The following is a 17,032-nucleotide window of genomic DNA, read 5'->3' as shown; positions in this document are numbered from 1 at the left end:
CTACGGTCACCGGCTGCTGTTTTCCCCGGACCGGCCGGGGTAGGGCGCAGTCATGACCGAGGACCAGTACACCCAGCAGAACCCCACCGAGCAGTACGGGCAGCAGCAGGGTCAGTCGGCGCAGCAGCAGTCCACCCCCGGCACGGAGCAGGAGATGGGCCCGAAGCCGGACCACGGCGAGGAGTCGTACCGGGGCGCCGACCGGCTCACCGGCAAGCGGGCGGTCATCACCGGTGGTGACTCCGGGATCGGCCGGGCGGTGGCCGTCGCGTTCGCCCGGGAGGGCGCCGACGTGCTCGTCTCCTACCTCGGCGAGGAGGAGGAGGCGGACGCCCGCGAGACGGTCAGCCTGGTCGAGCAGGCCGGCCGCAAGGGCGTGGCCGTCCGCACCGACCTGCGCGAGGAGGCGAACTGCCGCGAGCTGATCGACCGCGCGGTCGCCGACCTCGGCGGCATCGACATCCTGGTCAACAACGCGGCCTACCAGATGTCGCAGGACAATGGCATCGACGACATCACCACCGAGCAGTTCGACCGGGTCGTCAAGACCAACGTGTACGCCATGTTCTGGCTCAGCAAGTTCGCGGTGCCGCACCTGAAGGAGGGCTCGGCGATCATCAACACCTCCTCAATCCAGGCGTTCGACCCGTCGCCGCAGCTGCTCGACTACGCCACCACCAAGGCGGCCATCGCCAACTTCACCAAGGCGCTGGCGCTGAACCTGGCCGACCGGGGCATCCGCGTCAACGCGGTCGCGCCCGGCCCGATCTGGACGCCGCTGATCCCGGCCACCATGCCGGCGGAGAAGGTGAAGCAGTTCGGCACGGACGTGCCGATGGGCCGCCCCGGGCAGCCGGCCGAGCTGGCCCCGGCGTACGTCTTCTTCGCCTCCCAGGAGTCGAGCTACGTCACCGGCGAGATCCTCGGCGTCACCGGCGGCAGGCCGACGAAGTGACCGCCCGGCCGTGGCCCGTCCGGTCCCGTCCGGTCAGCGGGGCCAGACGGACATGCGGCGGCGCACCTCGGCGATCCGCGCCGGGTCCAGGCCGTAGCGGGTGAACCGGCGGTCGGCCAGCCCGTCGAGGTAGCGGCCGGCCGCGCGCACGTCGGTGTCGTCGAGCGCCGGGTCCACCTGGCGGGCCAGCTCCAGCAGCTCGGCCACCGCGTACCGGTCCAGGGCGGCGGCCACGTCGATGTAGTCGCGTACCTCCCGCCGGTTGACAAGCGCGGCGGTCTTGTTGGCGATCAGGTCCCGGACGTCCATCACCGGACCGAGATCCATCACCACCGGGCTGCGGTGCCGGTCCAGGCGGGCCAGGCTGAGGCGGATCTCGCGACCGTCCCGGCTCACCACGAAGTCGCGCAGGTCGCGGTCGTAGCCGTCGAACACGTCGCCCAGCCCACCCGGGTCCGCCTCGTCCACCCGGTAGCCGGCTCGTCGCAGCGCGGCACACACGTCGGCGGCCGCCGCGGCGGCGGCGCCCTCGACGTCGGCGAACAGGTCGACATCCTCGGTGGGGCGGGTGACCAGGCCGTGCGCCGCCCACGCCACCCCGCCGCCGAGCACGAAGCGGTGCGGGCCGGCGGCGGCCAGCGCCACCCGGGCCACCTCCCGGTAGAAGTCGTGCGGGTGCGTCACGCGGCGCGCAGGCTCCGGTGCCGGCCCTCCCAGGCCAGGCGCACGCCCCGGGGGAGGTTGAGCAGCGGCCAGACCCGGCGCAGCGTCCCCGCGTGGATCAGCTCCCGCAGGTCCTCCACCCGGCTGGTCTCGCGCAGCACGTTCTCGTACATCCAGAGCAGTTCGTCCGGGTCGGCCAGGTCGAAGGCGCGCTCGCTGCTCCACATCAGGCGCACCGGCAGCTCGACGATGCAGGCGGTGGGCCCGGCCAGCTCGTCCAGGGTGCGCGCCACCACCGCGGGACGCCCGGGCCGGGCGAGGTACGCGCTGGCGGTGGCCGACATGGCATCAGGGTAACCCCTGCCCGGCGCTCGGGGCGCCAAGGTCGGTGACCGGCGTCACGACGCCCCGCGGAAGAACGGGCCCGCGGGTACGGTTATGCAGAGCGTCGGTGTGACCAGTGTCCCCGGGCCTCACCTAAATTGCCTTCGCGGAATACCGTTCGGCTGGAGCCGCGTCGCGCCACTCGCCGAGAGGCGACCTGCACACCGACGCCCAGCGCCGCCCCGGCCATCCGGTCGGGGCGGCGCTGTTTTCCGCTCGACTCGCGGACGCCAGACGGCTGGCCTAGTGTGCAGGAGGTCAGCCGTTCTCCGCGTGGAGGGGTGCCCGGGTGGGTCTGAAGACGTTCATCCAGGGGTGGCCGGTGTACCGGCAACTCACCGGCACCGACCCGCTGGGGCGCGGCGCCGCCGCGCAGTCGGCGCGCTCCGCCGAGCTGACCGCCCGCACCGAGACCGCGGACGGCATGGCCCGGTCGGTCTGCCCCTACTGCGCGGTCGGCTGCGGGCAGCGCGTCTTTCACAAGGACGGCCGGGTCACCCAGATCGAGGGCGACCCGGACAGCCCGATCTCCCGGGGCCGGCTCTGCCCGAAGGGTTCGGCCAGCAAGAGCCTGGTGACCAGCCCGCTGCGCCAGACGAAGGTCCGCTACCGCCGGCCGTACGCGACCGAGTGGGAGGACCTGGACCTCGACGTCGCGCTCGACATGATCTCCGACCGGATCCTCGCCGCCCGCGACGAGACCTGGGAGGACGTCGACGACGAGGGCCGCCCGCTCAACCGGACGCTCGGCATCTCCAGCCTCGGCGGCGCGACGCTGGACAACGAGGAGAACTACCTCATCAAGAAGCTGTTCACGGCGATGGGGGCACTCCAGATCGAGAACCAGGCGCGTATTTGACACTCCGCCACCGTCCCCGGTCTGGGGACCAGCTTCGGTCGCGGCGGCGCGACGGACTTCCAGCAGGACCTCGCCAACGCTGACGTCATCGTCATCCAGGGCTCCAACATGGCCGAGGCCCACCCGGTGGGCTTCCAGTGGGTGATGGAGGCGAAGAAGCGCGGCGCGAAGGTCTTCCACGTCGACCCGCGGTTCACCCGCACCAGCGCGCTCGCCGACACCTACCTGCCGATCCGGGCGGGCACCGACATCGCGCTGCTCGGCGGCGTGGTGCGCTACATCCTGGACAACGAGCTCGACTTCCGCGAGTACGTGCTGGCCTACACCAACGCGGCCACCATCGTCAGCGAGAAGTTCGCCGACACCGAGGACCTGGACGGCCTCTTCTCCGGCTACAACCCGGAGACCGGCTCCTACGACCACACCAGCTGGCAGTACGAGGGGCAGGAGGGCCACACCAAGATCCGGGGCACCGGCAAGGAGCGCGACTCGGCCTCCGGGCTGGAGTACGAGTCGCACGGCGAGCCGGTGCCGGCGCAGACCCCGCGCGACGACACGTTGCAGCACCCGCGCTGCGTCTACCAGATCCTCAAGCGGCACTTCGCCCGCTACACCCCGGAGATGGTGGCCCGCGTCTGCGGCATCCCGGAGGAGAAGTTCCTCGAGCTGGCCCGCGCCTGGACCGAGAACTCCGGCCGGGAGCGCACCGGCGCGCTCGTCTACTCGGTGGGGTGGACGCAGCACAGCGTCGGCGTGCAGTACATCCGCACCGGCGCGATCATCCAGACGCTGCTGGGCAACATGGGCCGGCCCGGCGGCGGCATCATGGCGCTGCGCGGGCACGCCAGCATCCAGGGCTCCACCGACATCCCGACGCTGTTCAACCTGCTGCCCGGCTACCTGCCGATGCCGCACCACGCCGACCACCCGACGTTCGACAAGTGGGTGGACAGCATCCGGCACCCGGGTCAGAAGGGCTTCTGGGGCAACTCGGGTGCGTTCGCGGCGAGCCTGCTCAAGGCGTACTGGGGTGACGCGGCGACGCCGGAGAACGACTTCGGCTACGGCTACCTGCCCCGGATGACCGGCGACCACGGCACCTACCAGCAGGTCCTGAACATGATCGACGGCAAGGTGAAGGGCTACTTCCTGCTCGGCCAGAACCCGGCGGTCGGCTCGGCGCACGGGCGGGCCCAACGCCTGGGCATGGCCAACCTGGACTGGCTGGTCGTCCGCGACCTGTTCCTGATCGAGAGCGCCATGTTCTGGAAGAACAGCCCGGAGATCGCCACCGGGGAGATCGTGCCGGAGGAGTGCCGCACCGAGGTGTTCTTCCTGCCGGCGGCCTCGCACGTGGAGAAGGAGGGCACGTTCACCCAGACGCAGCGGATGCTGCAGTGGCGGGAGAAGGCGGTCAACCCGCCCGGCGACGCCCGCTCCGAGCTGTGGTTCTTCTACCACCTCGGCCGGGTGCTGCGGGAGAAGCTGGCCGCCTCCACCAAGCCTCGCGACCGGGCGCTGCTGGACCTGGCCTGGGACTACCCGACGCACGGCGAGCACGCCGAGCCGAGCGCCGAGGCGGTGCTCAAGGAGATCAACGGCTTCGACGTGGCCACCGGCCGTCCGCTGAACGCGTTCGCCGAGGCCAGGGACGACGGCTCCACGGCCGTCGGCTGCTGGATCTACACCGGCGTCTACGCCGACGGGGTGAACCAGGCGGCCCGCCGCAAGTCCCGGCACGAGCAGGACTGGGTGGCCGCCGAGTGGGGCTGGGCCTGGCCGGCGAACCGGCGCACGCTCTACAACCGCGCCTCCGCCGACCCGGAGGGCCGGCCGTGGAGCGAGCGCAAGAAGTACGTCTGGTGGGACCCGGACGCCGGCGAGTGGACCGGGTACGACGTGCCCGACTTCGAGAAGACGAAGCCGCCGTCGTACCGGCCGCCGAAGGACGCCTCAGGCCCGGAGGCGCTCGCCGGCGACGACCCGTTCGTCATGCAGGGCGACGGCAAGGCCTGGCTGTACGCGCCGAGCGGCGTGCTCGACGGCCCGATGCCGACGCACTACGAGCCGGCCGAGTCGGCGATGCGCAACCCGCTCTACGGGCAGCAGGCCAACCCGACCCGGAAGATCTACGAGCACCCGGTGAACCGGATCAACCCGAGCCCGCCGGAGCCGCACAGCGAGGTCTTCCCGTACGTGTTCACGGTCAGCCGGCTCACCGAGCACCACACCGCCGGCGGGATGAGCCGTACCGTGCCGCGCCTGGCCGAGCTGCAACCGGAGATGTTCGTCGAGGTGTCCCCGGAGCTGGCCGCCGAGGTCGGGCTGGCGCACCTCGGGTGGGCGCACCTGATCAGCGGGCGGGCGGTGATCGAGGCGCGGGTGCTGGTCACCGACCGGCTCACCCCCTTGCGGGTGGACGGGCGGATCATCCACCAGGTCTGGCTGCCCTACCACTTCGGCACCGAAGGGCTGGTCACCGGCGACTCGGCGAACGACCTGTTCGGCATCACCCTGGACCCGAACGTGCTCATCCAGGAGAGCAAGATCGGCACCTGTGACATCCGGTCCGGACGCCGGCCCACCGGGCCGGCCCTGCTCGATCTGGTCGGCGACTACCAGCGGCGGGCCGGGATGACCCCGGACCGGAAGGTGCCGATGGTCACCACCGACGCGGCCGGCGGCGGCACCGACGAGCGGTCGGCCGCCGCGCACCAGGACGGGAACGGTCATGCCTGACGCCAACAGCCTGTACGGACCGCTCGACCCGGCCCCCGACGCCGGCTGGGAGTCAGCGCCGCCCCGGATGGGTTTCTTCACCGACACCAGCGTCTGCATCGGCTGCAAGGCGTGCGAGGTCGCCTGCAAGGAGTGGAACGGCGTCCCGGACTCGGGCTTCGACCTGCTCGGCATGTCCTACGACAACACCGGCGCGCTGACCGCGAACTCCTGGCGGCACGTGGCGTTCATCGAGCAGCCCCGCCCGGCGGGGCACCGTACGCCGCCGTTCGCCGGTGACCCGACCGGCCCGGCGAGCAGCAGCCCGGTGTCGGCGTCGGTAGGCGCCGGCACGGCCACCGACACCGGCACGAACCCGGGCCTGCCGCCGGGGCGCCCGGAGCCGGCGGCGCGGATGTCGGCCGGCCCGGAGTTCCTCGGCATGCCCGGCGCCCAGCCGCCCGGTCGGGGCACCGGCGCGGAGAGCCGCACCGACTTCCGCTGGCTGATGATGTCCGACGTCTGCAAGCACTGCACGCACGCGGCCTGCCTGGACGTCTGCCCGACCGGTTCGCTGTTCCGCACCGAGTTCGGCACCGTCGTGGTGCAGGAGGACATCTGCAACGGCTGCGGCTACTGCATCTCCGCCTGCCCGTACGGCGTGATCGACCAGCGCAAGGACGACGGTCGGGCGTGGAAGTGCACGCTCTGCTACGACCGGCTGGGCGCCGGCATGACGCCGGCCTGCGCGCAGGCCTGCCCCACCGAGTCGATCCAGTACGGGCCGCTCGACGAGCTGCGCGACCGCGCCGCCCAGCGGGTCGCCACGCTGCACGAGCGCGGCGTGCCGGAGGCCCGGCTCTACGGCCACGACCCGACCGACGGGGTCGGCGGGGACGGCGCGTTCTTCCTGCTGCTGGACGAGCCCGAGGTGTACGGGCTGCCGCCGGACCCGGTGGTCACCACCCGGGACCTGCCGAAGATGTGGAAGCGGGCCGGCCTGGCCGCGCTGGCCATGGCGGCGGCGACCGTCGCCGCGTTCGTCGGAGGATCGTCGTGAGCCCGGACCGTCCGGTGGGTGCCCTGTTCCGTCGCTTCCGGGAGCGCCTGGCCGCCGACGGCGGCGTGCCGCCGGAGTCCGGCAGCCGGGCCACCGGCCCCGGCCCGGGAGTGGGCCGCACCGACGCCGGCGCCCGCGAGGCCGGCCTGGCCCCGCACCCGGCCCGCGACACCGCCCCGACCGCCCGGCGCCGCCGTGCCGGCAAGGGCGGTGGCGAGCAGCTCAACGTGCCACCGGCGGAGTTCACCTCCTACTACGGCCGGCCGGTGCTGAAGCCGCCGGTGTGGAAGTGGGACATCGCCGCCTACCTGTTCACCGGCGGGCTCGCCGCCGGTTCCTCGATGCTGGCCGCCGGCGGACAGCTCACCGGGCGGCCGGCGCTGCGCCGCGCCGGCCGGGTCGCCTCGCTGGCGGCGGTGAGCGCCAGCGCGTACTTCCTGATCAACGACCTGGGCCGGCCGAGCCGGTTCCACCACATGCTGCGGGTGGCGAAGGTGACCTCGCCGATGTCGGTGGGCACCTGGATCCTCAGCGCGTTCGGCCCGGCCGCCGGGCTGGCCGCGATCGCCGAGGTGGCGCCCCGGCTGCCCGAGCACGGCGTGCTGGGGTTGGGTCGCCGGCTGCTGCCCCCGACCGGGCACGCGGCCGGGCTGGTCGCCGCCGTCACCGCGCCGGCGCTGGCCACGTACACCGGGGTGCTGCTGGCCGACACGGCGGTGCCGTCGTGGCACGAGGCGTACCCGGAACTGCCGGTCATCTTCGCGGGCAGCGCGCTGGCCAGCGGCGCGGGCGTCGGGCTGCTGGCCGCGCCGCCCGGGCAGGCCGGGCCGGCGCGGCGTCTCGCGGTGGCCGGCGCGGCGCTGGAGCTGTGGGGCGCGCACCGGGTGGAGAACCGGCTCGGCCTGCTCAGCGAGCCCTACGCCGAAGGCACCCCCGGGAAGCTGCTGCGCGCCGGCCGGGCGCTCACCGCCGCCGGGGTGGCCGGCGCGTGGCTCGGGCGCCGCAGCCGGCTGCTGTCCGCGGTGTCCGGCGGCGCGCTGCTCGCCGCCTCCGTCTGCACCCGCTTCGGCATCTTCCACGGCGGCGTCGCCTCGGCGCGCGACCCGAGGTACACGGTCGTCCCGCAACGCGAACGCGCAGATCGGCGGGGCTGACACCTCGCCGGGCGGTGCGTCCGCCGCTGTGATTGACTGCTGCGTGGAGGCGTTCAGGCGGCTGGTGCCCCTCCCGGTCTTCAAAACCGGTGTGGTCCGGGACCCGGGCCAGGCGGGTTCGATTCCCGTCCGTCTCCGCCAAACCGTCCGGGGGAGCGTCGATGCGCGAGGTGGACCCGCGGCGGCGGGTGCCGCGCACCGACGCGCTGCTCGCCGACCCGGCGCTGGCGGCCGCCGCCGGCACGCTCGGCCGCGACCGGGTCAAGGCCGCGATCGTCGCCGCCCAGCAGCGGGCCCGCCGCGGTGAGATCACCCCCGAGCAGGTACGCGACGCGGCGCTGGCCGCGCTGCCCGGACGCACGCCGCGCCCGGTGCTGAACGCCACCGGCGTCGTGCTGCACACCAACCTCGGGCGGGCCCCCCTCGCTCCGGCCGCCGTGGACGCGCTGGTCGCCGCCGCCGGGCACACCGACGTGGAACTCGACCTGGCCACCGGCCGGCGGGCCCGGCGCGGCCGGGAGGCGCTCGACGCGCTCGCCGCCGCCGTGCCCGACGCGGCCGCCGTGCACGTGGTCAACAACGGCGCCGCCGCGCTGGTGCTGGCCGCCACCGCGCTCGCCGCCGGCCGGGAGATCGTGGTCAGCCGCGGCGAGCTGGTCGAGATCGGTGACGGGTTCCGCCTGCCCGACCTGCTGGCCAGCACCGGCGCCCGGCTGCGCGAGGTGGGCACCACCAACCGCACCACCCGGGCCGACTACGCCGTCGCGACCGGTCCGGACACCGGCTTCGTGCTCAAGGTGCACCCGTCGAACTTCGTGGTCACCGGCTTCACCTCGGCCGTGCCGGTCGGCGAGCTGGCCACGCTCGGCGTGCCCGTGGTCGTCGACATCGGCTCCGGGCTGCTCGCCGGTGACCCGCTGCTGCCCGACGAGCCGGACGCGGCGAGCACGCTGCGCGCCGGCGCGCACCTGGTCACCGCCAGCGGCGACAAGCTGCTCGGCGGGCCGCAGGCCGGCCTGCTGCTCGGCGACACCGACCTGGTCGAGCGGCTGCGCCGGCACCCCCTGGCCCGGGCGCTGCGGGTGGACAAGCTCACCCTCGCCGCGCTCGCCGCCACGCTGCACGCGCCCGCCACCCCGACCGGGGACGCGCTGCACGCCGACCCGGGCCGGCTGCGCGCCCGGACCGAACGGCTGCGTGACCTCCTCGGCGCCGACGGCTGCAAGGCCGAGGTGGTGCCGGCGGCGGCGGTCGTCGGCGGCGGCGGCGCGCCCGGGGTGGAGCTGGACTCCTGGGCGTTGAGCCTGCCCGAGCGGTACGCCGTGCCGCTGCGTACCGGTGAGCCGGCGATCCTCGGCCGGGTGCTGCACGGCCGGCTCCTGCTGGACCTGCGCGCCGTGCCCGAGACCGCCGACGACCACGTGCGCGCGGCGATCCTGCGCGTGGAGGGCTGAGCCGGTGTGGGTCGTGGCCACCGCCGGGCACGTCGACCACGGCAAGTCCACACTGGTCCGGGCGCTGACCGGGATGGAACCGGACCGGTGGGCGGAGGAACGCCGCCGGGGCATGACCATCGACCTGGGTTTCGCCTGGACCACGCTGCCCTCCGGCGGCACCCTGGCCTTCGTCGACGTGCCCGGGCACGAGCGGTTCGTGCCGAACATGCTGGCCGGGGTCGGCCCGGTGCCGGCCGCGCTGATCGTCGTCGGCGCCGACGAGGGCTGGATGCCGCAGTCCGCCGAGCACCTGGCCGCGCTGGACGCGCTCGGGGTGTCGTACGGGCTGCTGGCGGTGACCCGCGCGGACCTGGCCGACCCGGCGCCGGCCATGGCCCGGGCCCGGGAGGAGATCGCCGGCACGTCGCTCGGCGAGGTGGAGGCGGTGGCGGTCTCCGCGGTCACCGGCGCCGGCCTGCCCGGGTTGCGGGCCGCCCTGGACCGCCTGGTCGCCCGGCTGCCCGACCCGGCCCGGGACGCGCCGGTCCGGCTCTGGGTGGACCGGGCGTTCACCGTGCGCGGCAGCGGGACCGTGGTCACCGGCACCCTCGGCGGCGGCCGGCTGCGCGTCGGCGACGAGTTGGAGCTGGCCACCACCGGTGAGCCGGTGCGGGTACGCGGCCTGCACTCCCTGGGCGCGGCCCGGTCCGAGGTCGACGCGGTGGCCCGGGTGGCGGTGAACCTGCGCGGCCTGTCCCGGGACCGGATCGGTCGCGGCGACGCGCTGCTGCGCCCCGGCCGGTTCGGCCGCACCGACCTGCTCGACGTGCGCCTGACCGGGGATCCGGCCGCCGACCTGCCGGCCACCCTCATGCTGCACGTCGGCTCCGCGGCGGTGCCCGTCCGGGTCCGGCCGCTCGGCCCGGACACGGTCCGGCTGCGCCTGGCCCGCGCGCTGCCGCTGGTGATCGGCGACCGGGCGCTCCTGCGCGACCCGGGCCGGCGCCACGTGGCCGGCGGGGTGACGGTGCTGGACGTGGACCCGCCGCCGTTGCGCCGCCGGGGCGCGGCGGCCGCCCGGGCCGGCGTGCTGGCCGGGTTGGACGGGCGACCCGACCCGGCCGGTGAGCTGCGCCGCCGGCGGCTGGTGCGGGCCGGGCAGCTCACCCGGATGGGCGTGCCGGCGACCGGCACCCCGGTGGCCGGTGACTGGCTGGCCGACCCGGAGCACTGGCGGGACCTGGGCCGCCGGCTCACCGAGGAGGTCACCCGCTACGCCGGCGAGCAGCCGCTCGCCGCCGGCGTACCGGTGGACGTGCTGCGCCACCGCCTCGACCTGCCCGACCGGGCGCTGGTGACCGCGCTGCTGCGCCCGCCGCTGCGGCTGCGCGACGGCCTGGTCACCGCCGCCTCCGCCGGCGCACTGCCCGAACCGGTGGCCCGGGCCGTGGCGCGGGTCCGCGCCGAGTACGGCGACCGGCCGTTCCAGGCCCCCGAGACGCACCACCTCGCCGGTCTCGGTCTGGGCCCGAAGGAGATCGGCGCCGCGGTGCGGGCCGGCGCGCTGCTCCGGCTGGCGGAGAACGTGGTGCTGCTGCCGGGCGCGCCGGACGACGCGGTGCGGGTCCTCGCCGGGCTGCCGCAGCCGTTCACGCTCAGCGCCGCCCGGCAGGCGCTGGGCACCACCCGCCGGGTGGCGGTGCCGCTGCTGGAGTTGCTGGACCGTCGCGGCGTCACCCGGCGGCTGCCCGACGACGCCCGCGAGGTGGTCCGCAGGCCCGGCTGACCGGTTGCGTACGGATGGCAGAGTGTCGGCATGATCGACATCCGTCGTGCCGGTCCCGTCGACCTGGCGTGGCTGCGCCGGCGGGCGCTGCCGGCGGCGCTGCTGGCCTGCTGGCTGGTCTGGGCGGCGCTGGCCTGGTGGACCGCGCCGCGTGCCGACGACGAAGCGGGCCTGCAGCGTGACCTCGCCGCCGGCCGGGTGCTGACGATCACCCGTGCCGACGGGTGGGACGACTCCGGCCCCTGGGGCCGCCGCCCGGAGCCCCGGTACGCGGAGGGCGGCTCGACGGTGGTCTGGGCCCGCCCCGACGGCCGGTTCCACTACGCGTACGTGCCTCCGCCGGTGTCCGACGGGACCGACGACGAGGACGGCGCCGACCCGGATCCGCAGCAGGGCGCGGACCCCGGCTCGTCGTCCCCGTCCCCGGCGGCGACCGGCGCGTCGCCGGACCCGGACGGCGGTCCGTTCCGGGACCCGTGGACCGACCCGCTGGCCGACCCGCGTGCCCTCGACGCCACCACCCACTTCGGCGATACCGGGGCCGACGCGCTCGCGACCGCGGCCGCCATGATCGCGATGGTGATCGGCGCCGCCTGGCTGATCACCCTGCTCGCCGCGCCGCCGCCGGTGCTCGGCACGCGCTGGTACTGGTTCTGGATCGGGCTGTTGCCGCTCGGCGTCGGCGTGCTCGCCTGGGCGTACCGGGAGTGCTGGCGCGCGGACGTGCCCGCCACCGGCCCGCGTCGCTCCGGCTGGAGCGGGCTGGGCTGGTGCATCGTCGGTGGTATCGGGGTGTCGCTCGTGGTGGCGGGGCTCGGCGCGGGGCTCGGCGACCACGTCGTGCCGAACTGGTGAGCCAACCGGCGACGGCGGCCCGGCCCGGTCACCTACCGTGACGCCATGGACCCTTCCGCGGTCTGGCGGGACAAGAACCACAGGTGGCGGATCGAGGCGTACCGGGCCCCGGACCTGCGGTTCGCCATCTTCGCCACGAACGGCACCACCGAGTCGGCGCCGCTGTGGCTGTTCGGGATGGCCGCGCTGGCCCGGTGGCTGATGACGCACGCCGTCTCCCTGGACGACCTGGAGACCGACTGACCCCGGACGGGGGACAACCGGGGCGAAACGGGCCGCCGGGGTCGCCGCCGGCCCTACCGTGCGGGGCGTGAAGGACCGAGGAATGCGTACGTTCGTCACCGTGCTCGCCGGGCTGGCCGTGATCTACTTCGGCGCCACCGGACACCGGGCCAGCGGCGGCGAGGGTGGCGGCATCTCCGGCGGCGTGGTGCTGCTCGCCCTGCTCGCCTCGCTGCTGGCCTGGCACCTGACCCGGCCCGGCCCGGCCAAGTAGCCGCACCGGCTCAGCCGGCCGAGGCGGCGGTGCGGCTCACCTCGCCGGCCGACTCCTCGCCGAGCGCCACCCGCACCAGCGCCGACGCCAGCCGCCCGAAGTCGGCCTCCCCGACCAGGCCGACCAGGCTGCGCGGGTTCGCCGGCAGGCCGAGGCGCCGCGCCCCGGCCAGGGTCCGCCGGTCGGCGTACGGACGCACGTCCGGCCAGACCGCCTGCGCCTCGCGCAGGAAGATGTCCGCGCCGGTCGGGCCGATGCCGGGGAACTCGGTGAGCCGCCGGCGCAGCACCGCCCGATCCGCACCGGCCTCCCGGTGCAGCCGGCGCAGGTCGCCGTGCCACCGGTCCAGGCAGAGCCGGGCGCCGGTGCCGAGCATGGTGGCGGTCCGCTCGTCGTAGCGCCGGTAGTGGCCCCGGCCCAACGCGTCCACCCGCTCCTGCCAGCTCGCCGCCTCCATCGCCTGCGGGGTCCGCCAGCCGGCGGTGAACAGCTCCCGCGCCGCGGCCACCGCCACGCTCGCCCGGATCCGGGTGCTCAGCAGCGTGGTGAGCACCAGCAACTGGTAGAGCGGGCCGGGCCGGTCCGCGAGCGTGATCCCGGCCTCCTCCGCGTACGTGCGGGACTGCCGGTCCAGCAGGGCCCGCGCCACGTTCCGATCGTCCGGCATTCGAGCCGGTTACCCACCGGGAGCCGGCCCAGACCCCGTCGCGGCGTCGGAATGCGCCGGGCGGCGGCGGGTATCCCGATCAGCGGCGCGGTCGACGGCCGTGCGCTCCCAGCGGAAGGAGAAACCCGTGGTCAAGCCGCAGCAGGAGGAGCTTCGCCGGAACGACCTCGGCGCGACCAGCCAGGACAGCCGCAAGTCCGCCTTGACCGGCGGTGGGCGCTCGCGCGGCGGCGGCACGTCCAACGCCGACACGGGCCGGCCGGTGCCGAAGGGACAGACGTCGCCGTACGGCCCGGCCGGCGAGCCGGTGGCCGACGACGCCAGCGACCGCTGAGCGGGTCACGACGACGGCCGCAGCCTCCGCCAGGTGGCTGCGGCCGTCAGCCCGTACGCCAGGTGTGGCACCAGGTCGGAGAGCCAGTCGATCCGGCGCCAGGTGCGCGGGTCGGTCACGCCGAGCAGCGTCATCGAGCCGTCCGAGGTGGCCATCACCCCGCCGCCGAGGAGCGTCACGGCCACCGGCAGCGGCACCCGCCGGCGGGCGGCGAGCAGACCGAACGCGGCCCCGGCGGCGATCCCGGTGAGGTATCCGAGCACCGGCCCGAGGCCGGCCCGGCGGTTCGCCGCCTCCTCCACCGGCCCGAGGTCGACGTGCGCCACGTCGGCGAGGCGCCCGGCGGTCGTCTCCGGGGTGGTGCTGGCCGGGCGGGCCCGCACCGTCATGTCGAGATAGCTCACCACGTTCAGCACGGCACTGCCGACGGCGCCCGCGATGGCGCCGTCGACCAGGGGTGCCGCCCTCACTTCGGGTCGCCCGGTTCGCGCTCGCCCTTGGGCCCGTAGGTCCGTTCGCCCCGGACGACGCCACGCTGACCCCGATCGTCCTGCAGGATCCGGTTGGCCACCTGGTTCGCCTCCTGGTCGGCGGCCCGTCCGGACTGCTCGACGCGATCGCGCAGGCGCGCCCGCTGCTTGTCGTACGCGTTGCTGCCCGGCCGTGGTCCTGGCATCGCTGCCTCCTCCGGTCGCTTCGGCTGTCGGCACCGTCTACCCGCCCGGGGCGCGGACAACCGTTCAGTCGGGGGCGCGCACCACCGCGACCGGACAGTCGGCCCGGTGCAGCAACGCCTGGCTGACCGAGCCGAGCAGCAGCCCGCTCAGCTCGCCGCGACCCTGCCGGCCGACCACCACGAGCTGGGCGTCGCGGGAGGCCGCGGTGAGCGCCGTGACCGGCCGGGCGTGCACCACCTCGCGGGTCACCGGCACGTCCGGCCAGCGTTCTTCGATCCCGGCCAGCATTTCGGCCAGCACCCGGTCCTCCTCGCCGCGCAGCCGCCCCTCCTCGTACACCAGGGGTTGCATGTCGCCGGGCTCCCGCGAGGTCGGGTGGGTGTAGGCGTGCACGGCGTGCAGGCGGGCGCCGCGTGACGACGCGGTGCCGGCGGCGAACTCGACCGCGTCGCGGGACAGCGGCGAGCCGTCCACGCCGACCACCACCGGGCCGGCGTCGTGGGCGGCGCCGCGGGCGATCAGCACCGGGCAGTCGGCGTGCGAGGCGACCTGCACCGCGACCGAGCCGACCACGAGCGCGGCGAAGCCACCGAGGCCGCGGTCGCCGAGCACCACCAGCGCGGCGGTGGGGGACTCACCGAGCAGCACGGCGGCGGCCTCCCCGTCGATGATCTCGCCGGTGATCCGCAGTCCGGGGCACTCCGCCCGGGCCACCCCGACCGCGTCGCCGACCAGTTGCTCGGCCTGGTTGCGCAGGCCGGCGCCCGGTGGCGCCTGGGCGGGCGCGGACACCGGCACGCGCAGCAGGGGCCAGATGAAGGCGTGCACCACCCGCAGCGGGCGGCTGCGGCGGCCGGCCTCCCGGGCCGCCAGGCGCACCGCCCGGGTCGCCGGCTCCGAGCCGTCCACGCCCACCACCACGGCCGCGCCGTTCGCCGAGTTCACCCCCGTACCTCCCGTCGCCGGCCGCTCCGCGTCAGTATCGCGGCCGGCGCGACCCCGTCGGGCTGATACCGCCGAGTCGACCGCTCGCTACCCTGGCGGCCAGCGTCCAGGGGAGGGGGGTCCGGCGGGCTGACGGCCACCCCACGTCCGGTGTCGGTGGTCCTCCGTATGATGTTTGCCCTGTAGCAATAGTCGTCATCGGAGGATGAGCACATGCCGGAGGCGTCCGGACCGGTGTCGCGTGCCCTGCGCACGGCGCCACCCGACCAGCTGGCGGAGACCGCGGAAGCGGTGCTGCGCCAGACGTTCGGCGCCGTACGGGCGGAGGTGTTCGTCGCCGACTACCGGTCCAGCGGCCTCTGGCCGGTGCTGGACCCGGCGCGCCCGGACGGCGGCCCGCTCCGCTCCCACGGTGTGGCCCAGCGCTGTTTCAGCAGCCAGCAACCGGTGCTGGACACCGCGGACGACGGCCGCTGCCGGGCCTACCTGCCGCTGTCGGTGTGGGGGGAGCGGCTCGGCGTGCTGATGGTCGAGCTGCCCGGCACCCCGGACGCGGCCACCGTGGCCGCCGCGCGCGACGCCGCCGGCGACCTGGCGTTGGCGATCCGGGCGGCGGACCGGGAGACCGACCGCTACCGCCGGGCGCGCCGCCGGGAACGGCTCAGCATGGCCGCGGAGATGCAGTGGGACCTGCTGCCCGGGCGCAGTGTCCGGCACGGCGACGTGCTGCTGGCCGGGCAGCTCGAACCGGCCTACACGGTGGGTGGCGACCACTTCGACTGGTCCGTCGACGGCGACCGGCTCACCGTGACGGTGCTCAACGGCGCCGGCAACGGATTGTCCGCGTCGTTGCTCACCGCGGTGACCGTGAACGCCATGCGCAACGCGCGCCGGTCCGGCGGCAGCCTGGTCGAGCAGGCGGAGCTGGCCTCCGACACGATCTTCTACCAGCACCGGGGGGAGCGGCACGTGGCCACGCTGCTGCTGGAGCTGGACGACCGGCGTGGCGTGGTACGGGCGGTGGACGCCGGGTCCCCGCACGTGCTGCGGCTGCGCGGTGGCCGGGTCACGCCGGTCATGCTGGAGCAGCAGCTGCCGCTGGGCATGTTCGCCGAGACCCGCTACGCGGTGCAGGAGTTCGCTCTGGAGCCGGGGGACCGGCTGTTCGTGGTCAGCGACGGGGTCTACGCGGCGGAGCCGGACGAGCAGGAGCCCTACGGCAACCGGGCGATGGCGCGGGCGATGCGGTCCACTCGGTTGCAGCCGGCGACCGAGGCAGTTGGTACGGTGATGCGCGAACTGCACGCGTATCATGCCGACGCGGATCTCCGCGACGACGCGGTCGTCGTCTGCCTGGACTGGCGCGGTTCAAACCGGCCGGACGACGTCACCGGGCAGTGACCGGAGCGGCGGAGCGAACACGAGCGGGACGATCGCAGGGGACAGCGGGTGGAGCGACCTCCGAATCTTGCCGCGGCCGTCGAGGCGGCTGCCGAGGCGCTCATCGGTGTGCTCGACTCCGCCACCTCGCGGGACACCGTCAGCGTCTCGCCCACCCAGTTGCGGGTGCTGTCGCTGATCGTGTCGCACCCGGACACCAACGTGAACCGCCTGGCCGAGCTGCTGGACGTGGTGCCGTCGTCGGCCAGTCGGCTCTGCGACCGGCTGGAGGCGGTGGGCCTGTTGCGCCGGGTGGCCGACCCTCGGGACCGCCGCGAGGTGCGCCTGCTGCCCACGAACGCGGCGGAGTCGCTGCTGCGCGAGCTGCAGGAGCGGCGACACCGGGCGGTGCAGGCCGTGCTGGACCGGATGCCCAACCGGGTGCAGCACGAGCTGCTGCTGGCGTTGCTCGCGTTCGGCCAGGCGGCCACCACGACGGCGCCGCAGACCGGCTCCGACTCGACCGCCCGCACCGCCTGACCCCGCGGACCTCCGTGCCGGCGTCGGCCCATTCAACTAGTATCCTAGGATGCCGTAGCGATTGTGACGGTAGACACGGTCACGACACTGAGCAGCGACGCAGCGCAGCGGCCGGGACGGGCG

The 17,032-nt window shown here is 75.0% G+C and carries 18 protein-coding genes and 1 tRNA gene; 13 read left to right on the top strand and 6 right to left on the bottom strand.

The features are described 5' to 3' along the window. The first annotated feature begins 52 nt into the window (after positions 1-52). Entirely contained in the window at positions 53-955 is a 903-nt protein-coding gene (locus tag ACGFI2_RS03965; protein WP_393510214.1) for an SDR family oxidoreductase, read from the top strand. A 33-nt stretch (positions 956-988) separates the two neighbouring features. Here the strand turns inward: ACGFI2_RS03965 and ACGFI2_RS03960 are convergent, their stop codons facing one another. After that, positions 989-1,639 (bottom strand): nucleotidyl transferase AbiEii/AbiGii toxin family protein, encoded by a 651-nt coding sequence (locus ACGFI2_RS03960; RefSeq protein WP_393510211.1) that lies wholly within the window; start codon positions 1,637-1,639, stop codon positions 989-991. Next, positions 1,636-1,962, bottom strand: coding sequence for a hypothetical protein (locus ACGFI2_RS03955; protein WP_393510208.1), 327 nt, complete (start codon positions 1,960-1,962; stop codon positions 1,636-1,638). Before ACGFI2_RS03955 ends, ACGFI2_RS03960 begins: the two co-directional genes overlap by 4 nt. 329 nt (positions 1,963-2,291) lie before the next feature. Between ACGFI2_RS03955 and fdh the strand changes: the two genes are divergently transcribed. From fdh to ACGFI2_RS03910, 9 genes are all read left to right on the top strand, one after another. Next, a complete protein-coding gene (gene fdh, locus ACGFI2_RS03950; protein ID WP_393510205.1) occupies positions 2,292-5,600 on the top strand; it encodes a formate dehydrogenase in 3,309 nt (1,102 codons plus the stop codon). Then, entirely contained in the window at positions 5,593-6,639 is a 1,047-nt protein-coding gene (locus ACGFI2_RS03945) for a 4Fe-4S dicluster domain-containing protein (protein WP_393510202.1), read from the top strand. Before fdh ends, ACGFI2_RS03945 begins: the two co-directional genes overlap by 8 nt. Then, entirely contained in the window at positions 6,636-7,793 is a 1,158-nt protein-coding gene (gene nrfD / locus ACGFI2_RS03940) for an NrfD/PsrC family molybdoenzyme membrane anchor subunit (RefSeq protein ID WP_393510200.1), read from the top strand. Before ACGFI2_RS03945 ends, nrfD begins: the two co-directional genes overlap by 4 nt. A 45-nt stretch (positions 7,794-7,838) precedes the next feature. Beyond that, a tRNA-Sec gene (locus ACGFI2_RS03935) sits at positions 7,839-7,934 on the top strand. Between the two features lie 20 nt (positions 7,935-7,954). Continuing rightward, entirely contained in the window at positions 7,955-9,247 is a 1,293-nt protein-coding gene (gene selA, locus ACGFI2_RS03930; protein WP_393510197.1) for an L-seryl-tRNA(Sec) selenium transferase, read from the top strand. A gap of 4 nt (positions 9,248-9,251) precedes the next feature. Next, complete coding sequence (selB, locus tag ACGFI2_RS03925) at positions 9,252-11,015, top strand: selenocysteine-specific translation elongation factor (RefSeq protein WP_393510194.1); 1,764 nt, start codon at positions 9,252-9,254, stop codon at positions 11,013-11,015. Positions 11,016-11,045: 30 nt separating this feature from the next. Further along, positions 11,046-11,870: a hypothetical protein gene (locus ACGFI2_RS03920; RefSeq protein WP_393510191.1), complete on the top strand. Its 825-nt coding sequence runs from the start codon at positions 11,046-11,048 to the stop codon at positions 11,868-11,870. Between the two features lie 45 nt (positions 11,871-11,915). Beyond that, positions 11,916-12,113: a hypothetical protein gene (locus tag ACGFI2_RS03915; protein WP_107157830.1), complete on the top strand. Its 198-nt coding sequence runs from the start codon at positions 11,916-11,918 to the stop codon at positions 12,111-12,113. Positions 12,114-12,180: 67 nt separating this feature from the next. Further along, the gene (locus ACGFI2_RS03910; protein ID WP_107157906.1) at positions 12,181-12,366 is read left to right on the top strand and encodes a hypothetical protein; all 186 of its coding nucleotides are present in this window, start codon (positions 12,181-12,183) and stop codon (positions 12,364-12,366) included. 10 nt (positions 12,367-12,376) lie between these two features. Here the strand turns inward: ACGFI2_RS03910 and ACGFI2_RS03905 are convergent, their stop codons facing one another. Then, the gene (locus ACGFI2_RS03905) at positions 12,377-13,033 is read right to left on the bottom strand and encodes a hypothetical protein (protein ID WP_393510188.1); all 657 of its coding nucleotides are present in this window, start codon (positions 13,031-13,033) and stop codon (positions 12,377-12,379) included. A gap of 127 nt (positions 13,034-13,160) precedes the next feature. On the opposite strand from ACGFI2_RS03905, the gene ACGFI2_RS03900 reads away from it, so the two are divergent. Further along, a complete protein-coding gene (locus ACGFI2_RS03900) occupies positions 13,161-13,367 on the top strand; it encodes a hypothetical protein (RefSeq protein ID WP_393510187.1) in 207 nt (68 codons plus the stop codon). Positions 13,368-13,372: 5 nt separating this feature from the next. Here ACGFI2_RS03900 and ACGFI2_RS03895 read toward each other — a convergent pair whose 3' ends face one another. From ACGFI2_RS03895 to ACGFI2_RS03885, 3 genes are all read right to left on the bottom strand, one after another. Next, a complete protein-coding gene (locus tag ACGFI2_RS03895; RefSeq protein WP_393510184.1) occupies positions 13,373-13,837 on the bottom strand; it encodes a hypothetical protein in 465 nt (154 codons plus the stop codon). Continuing rightward, positions 13,834-14,043, bottom strand: a complete 210-nt coding sequence (locus tag ACGFI2_RS03890; protein WP_091056824.1) for a phosphatidylethanolamine-binding protein — start codon at positions 14,041-14,043, stop codon at positions 13,834-13,836. The genes ACGFI2_RS03895 and ACGFI2_RS03890 overlap by 4 nt, the downstream gene beginning before the upstream one ends. Before the next feature lie 64 nt (positions 14,044-14,107). Further along, positions 14,108-14,989: a universal stress protein gene (locus ACGFI2_RS03885; protein WP_393510181.1), complete on the bottom strand. Its 882-nt coding sequence runs from the start codon at positions 14,987-14,989 to the stop codon at positions 14,108-14,110. A gap of 213 nt (positions 14,990-15,202) precedes the next feature. Here ACGFI2_RS03885 and ACGFI2_RS03880 point away from each other — a divergent pair, with 213 nt between their 5' ends. Both ACGFI2_RS03880 and ACGFI2_RS03875 read left to right on the top strand, forming a co-directional pair. Further along, positions 15,203-16,390: a PP2C family protein-serine/threonine phosphatase gene (locus ACGFI2_RS03880; protein ID WP_393510178.1), complete on the top strand. Its 1,188-nt coding sequence runs from the start codon at positions 15,203-15,205 to the stop codon at positions 16,388-16,390. Positions 16,391-16,438: 48 nt separating this feature from the next. Beyond that, entirely contained in the window at positions 16,439-16,909 is a 471-nt protein-coding gene (locus tag ACGFI2_RS03875) for a MarR family transcriptional regulator (RefSeq protein ID WP_393510175.1), read from the top strand. The last annotated feature ends 123 nt before the right edge of the window (positions 16,910-17,032 follow it).

Origin of the sequence: Micromonospora sp. NPDC049282, from assembly GCF_043197045.1 — a bacterium.
Classification (GTDB): Bacteria; Actinomycetota; Actinomycetes; order Mycobacteriales; family Micromonosporaceae; genus Micromonospora.
This window is presented reverse-complemented; position numbering and strand designations above follow the sequence as displayed.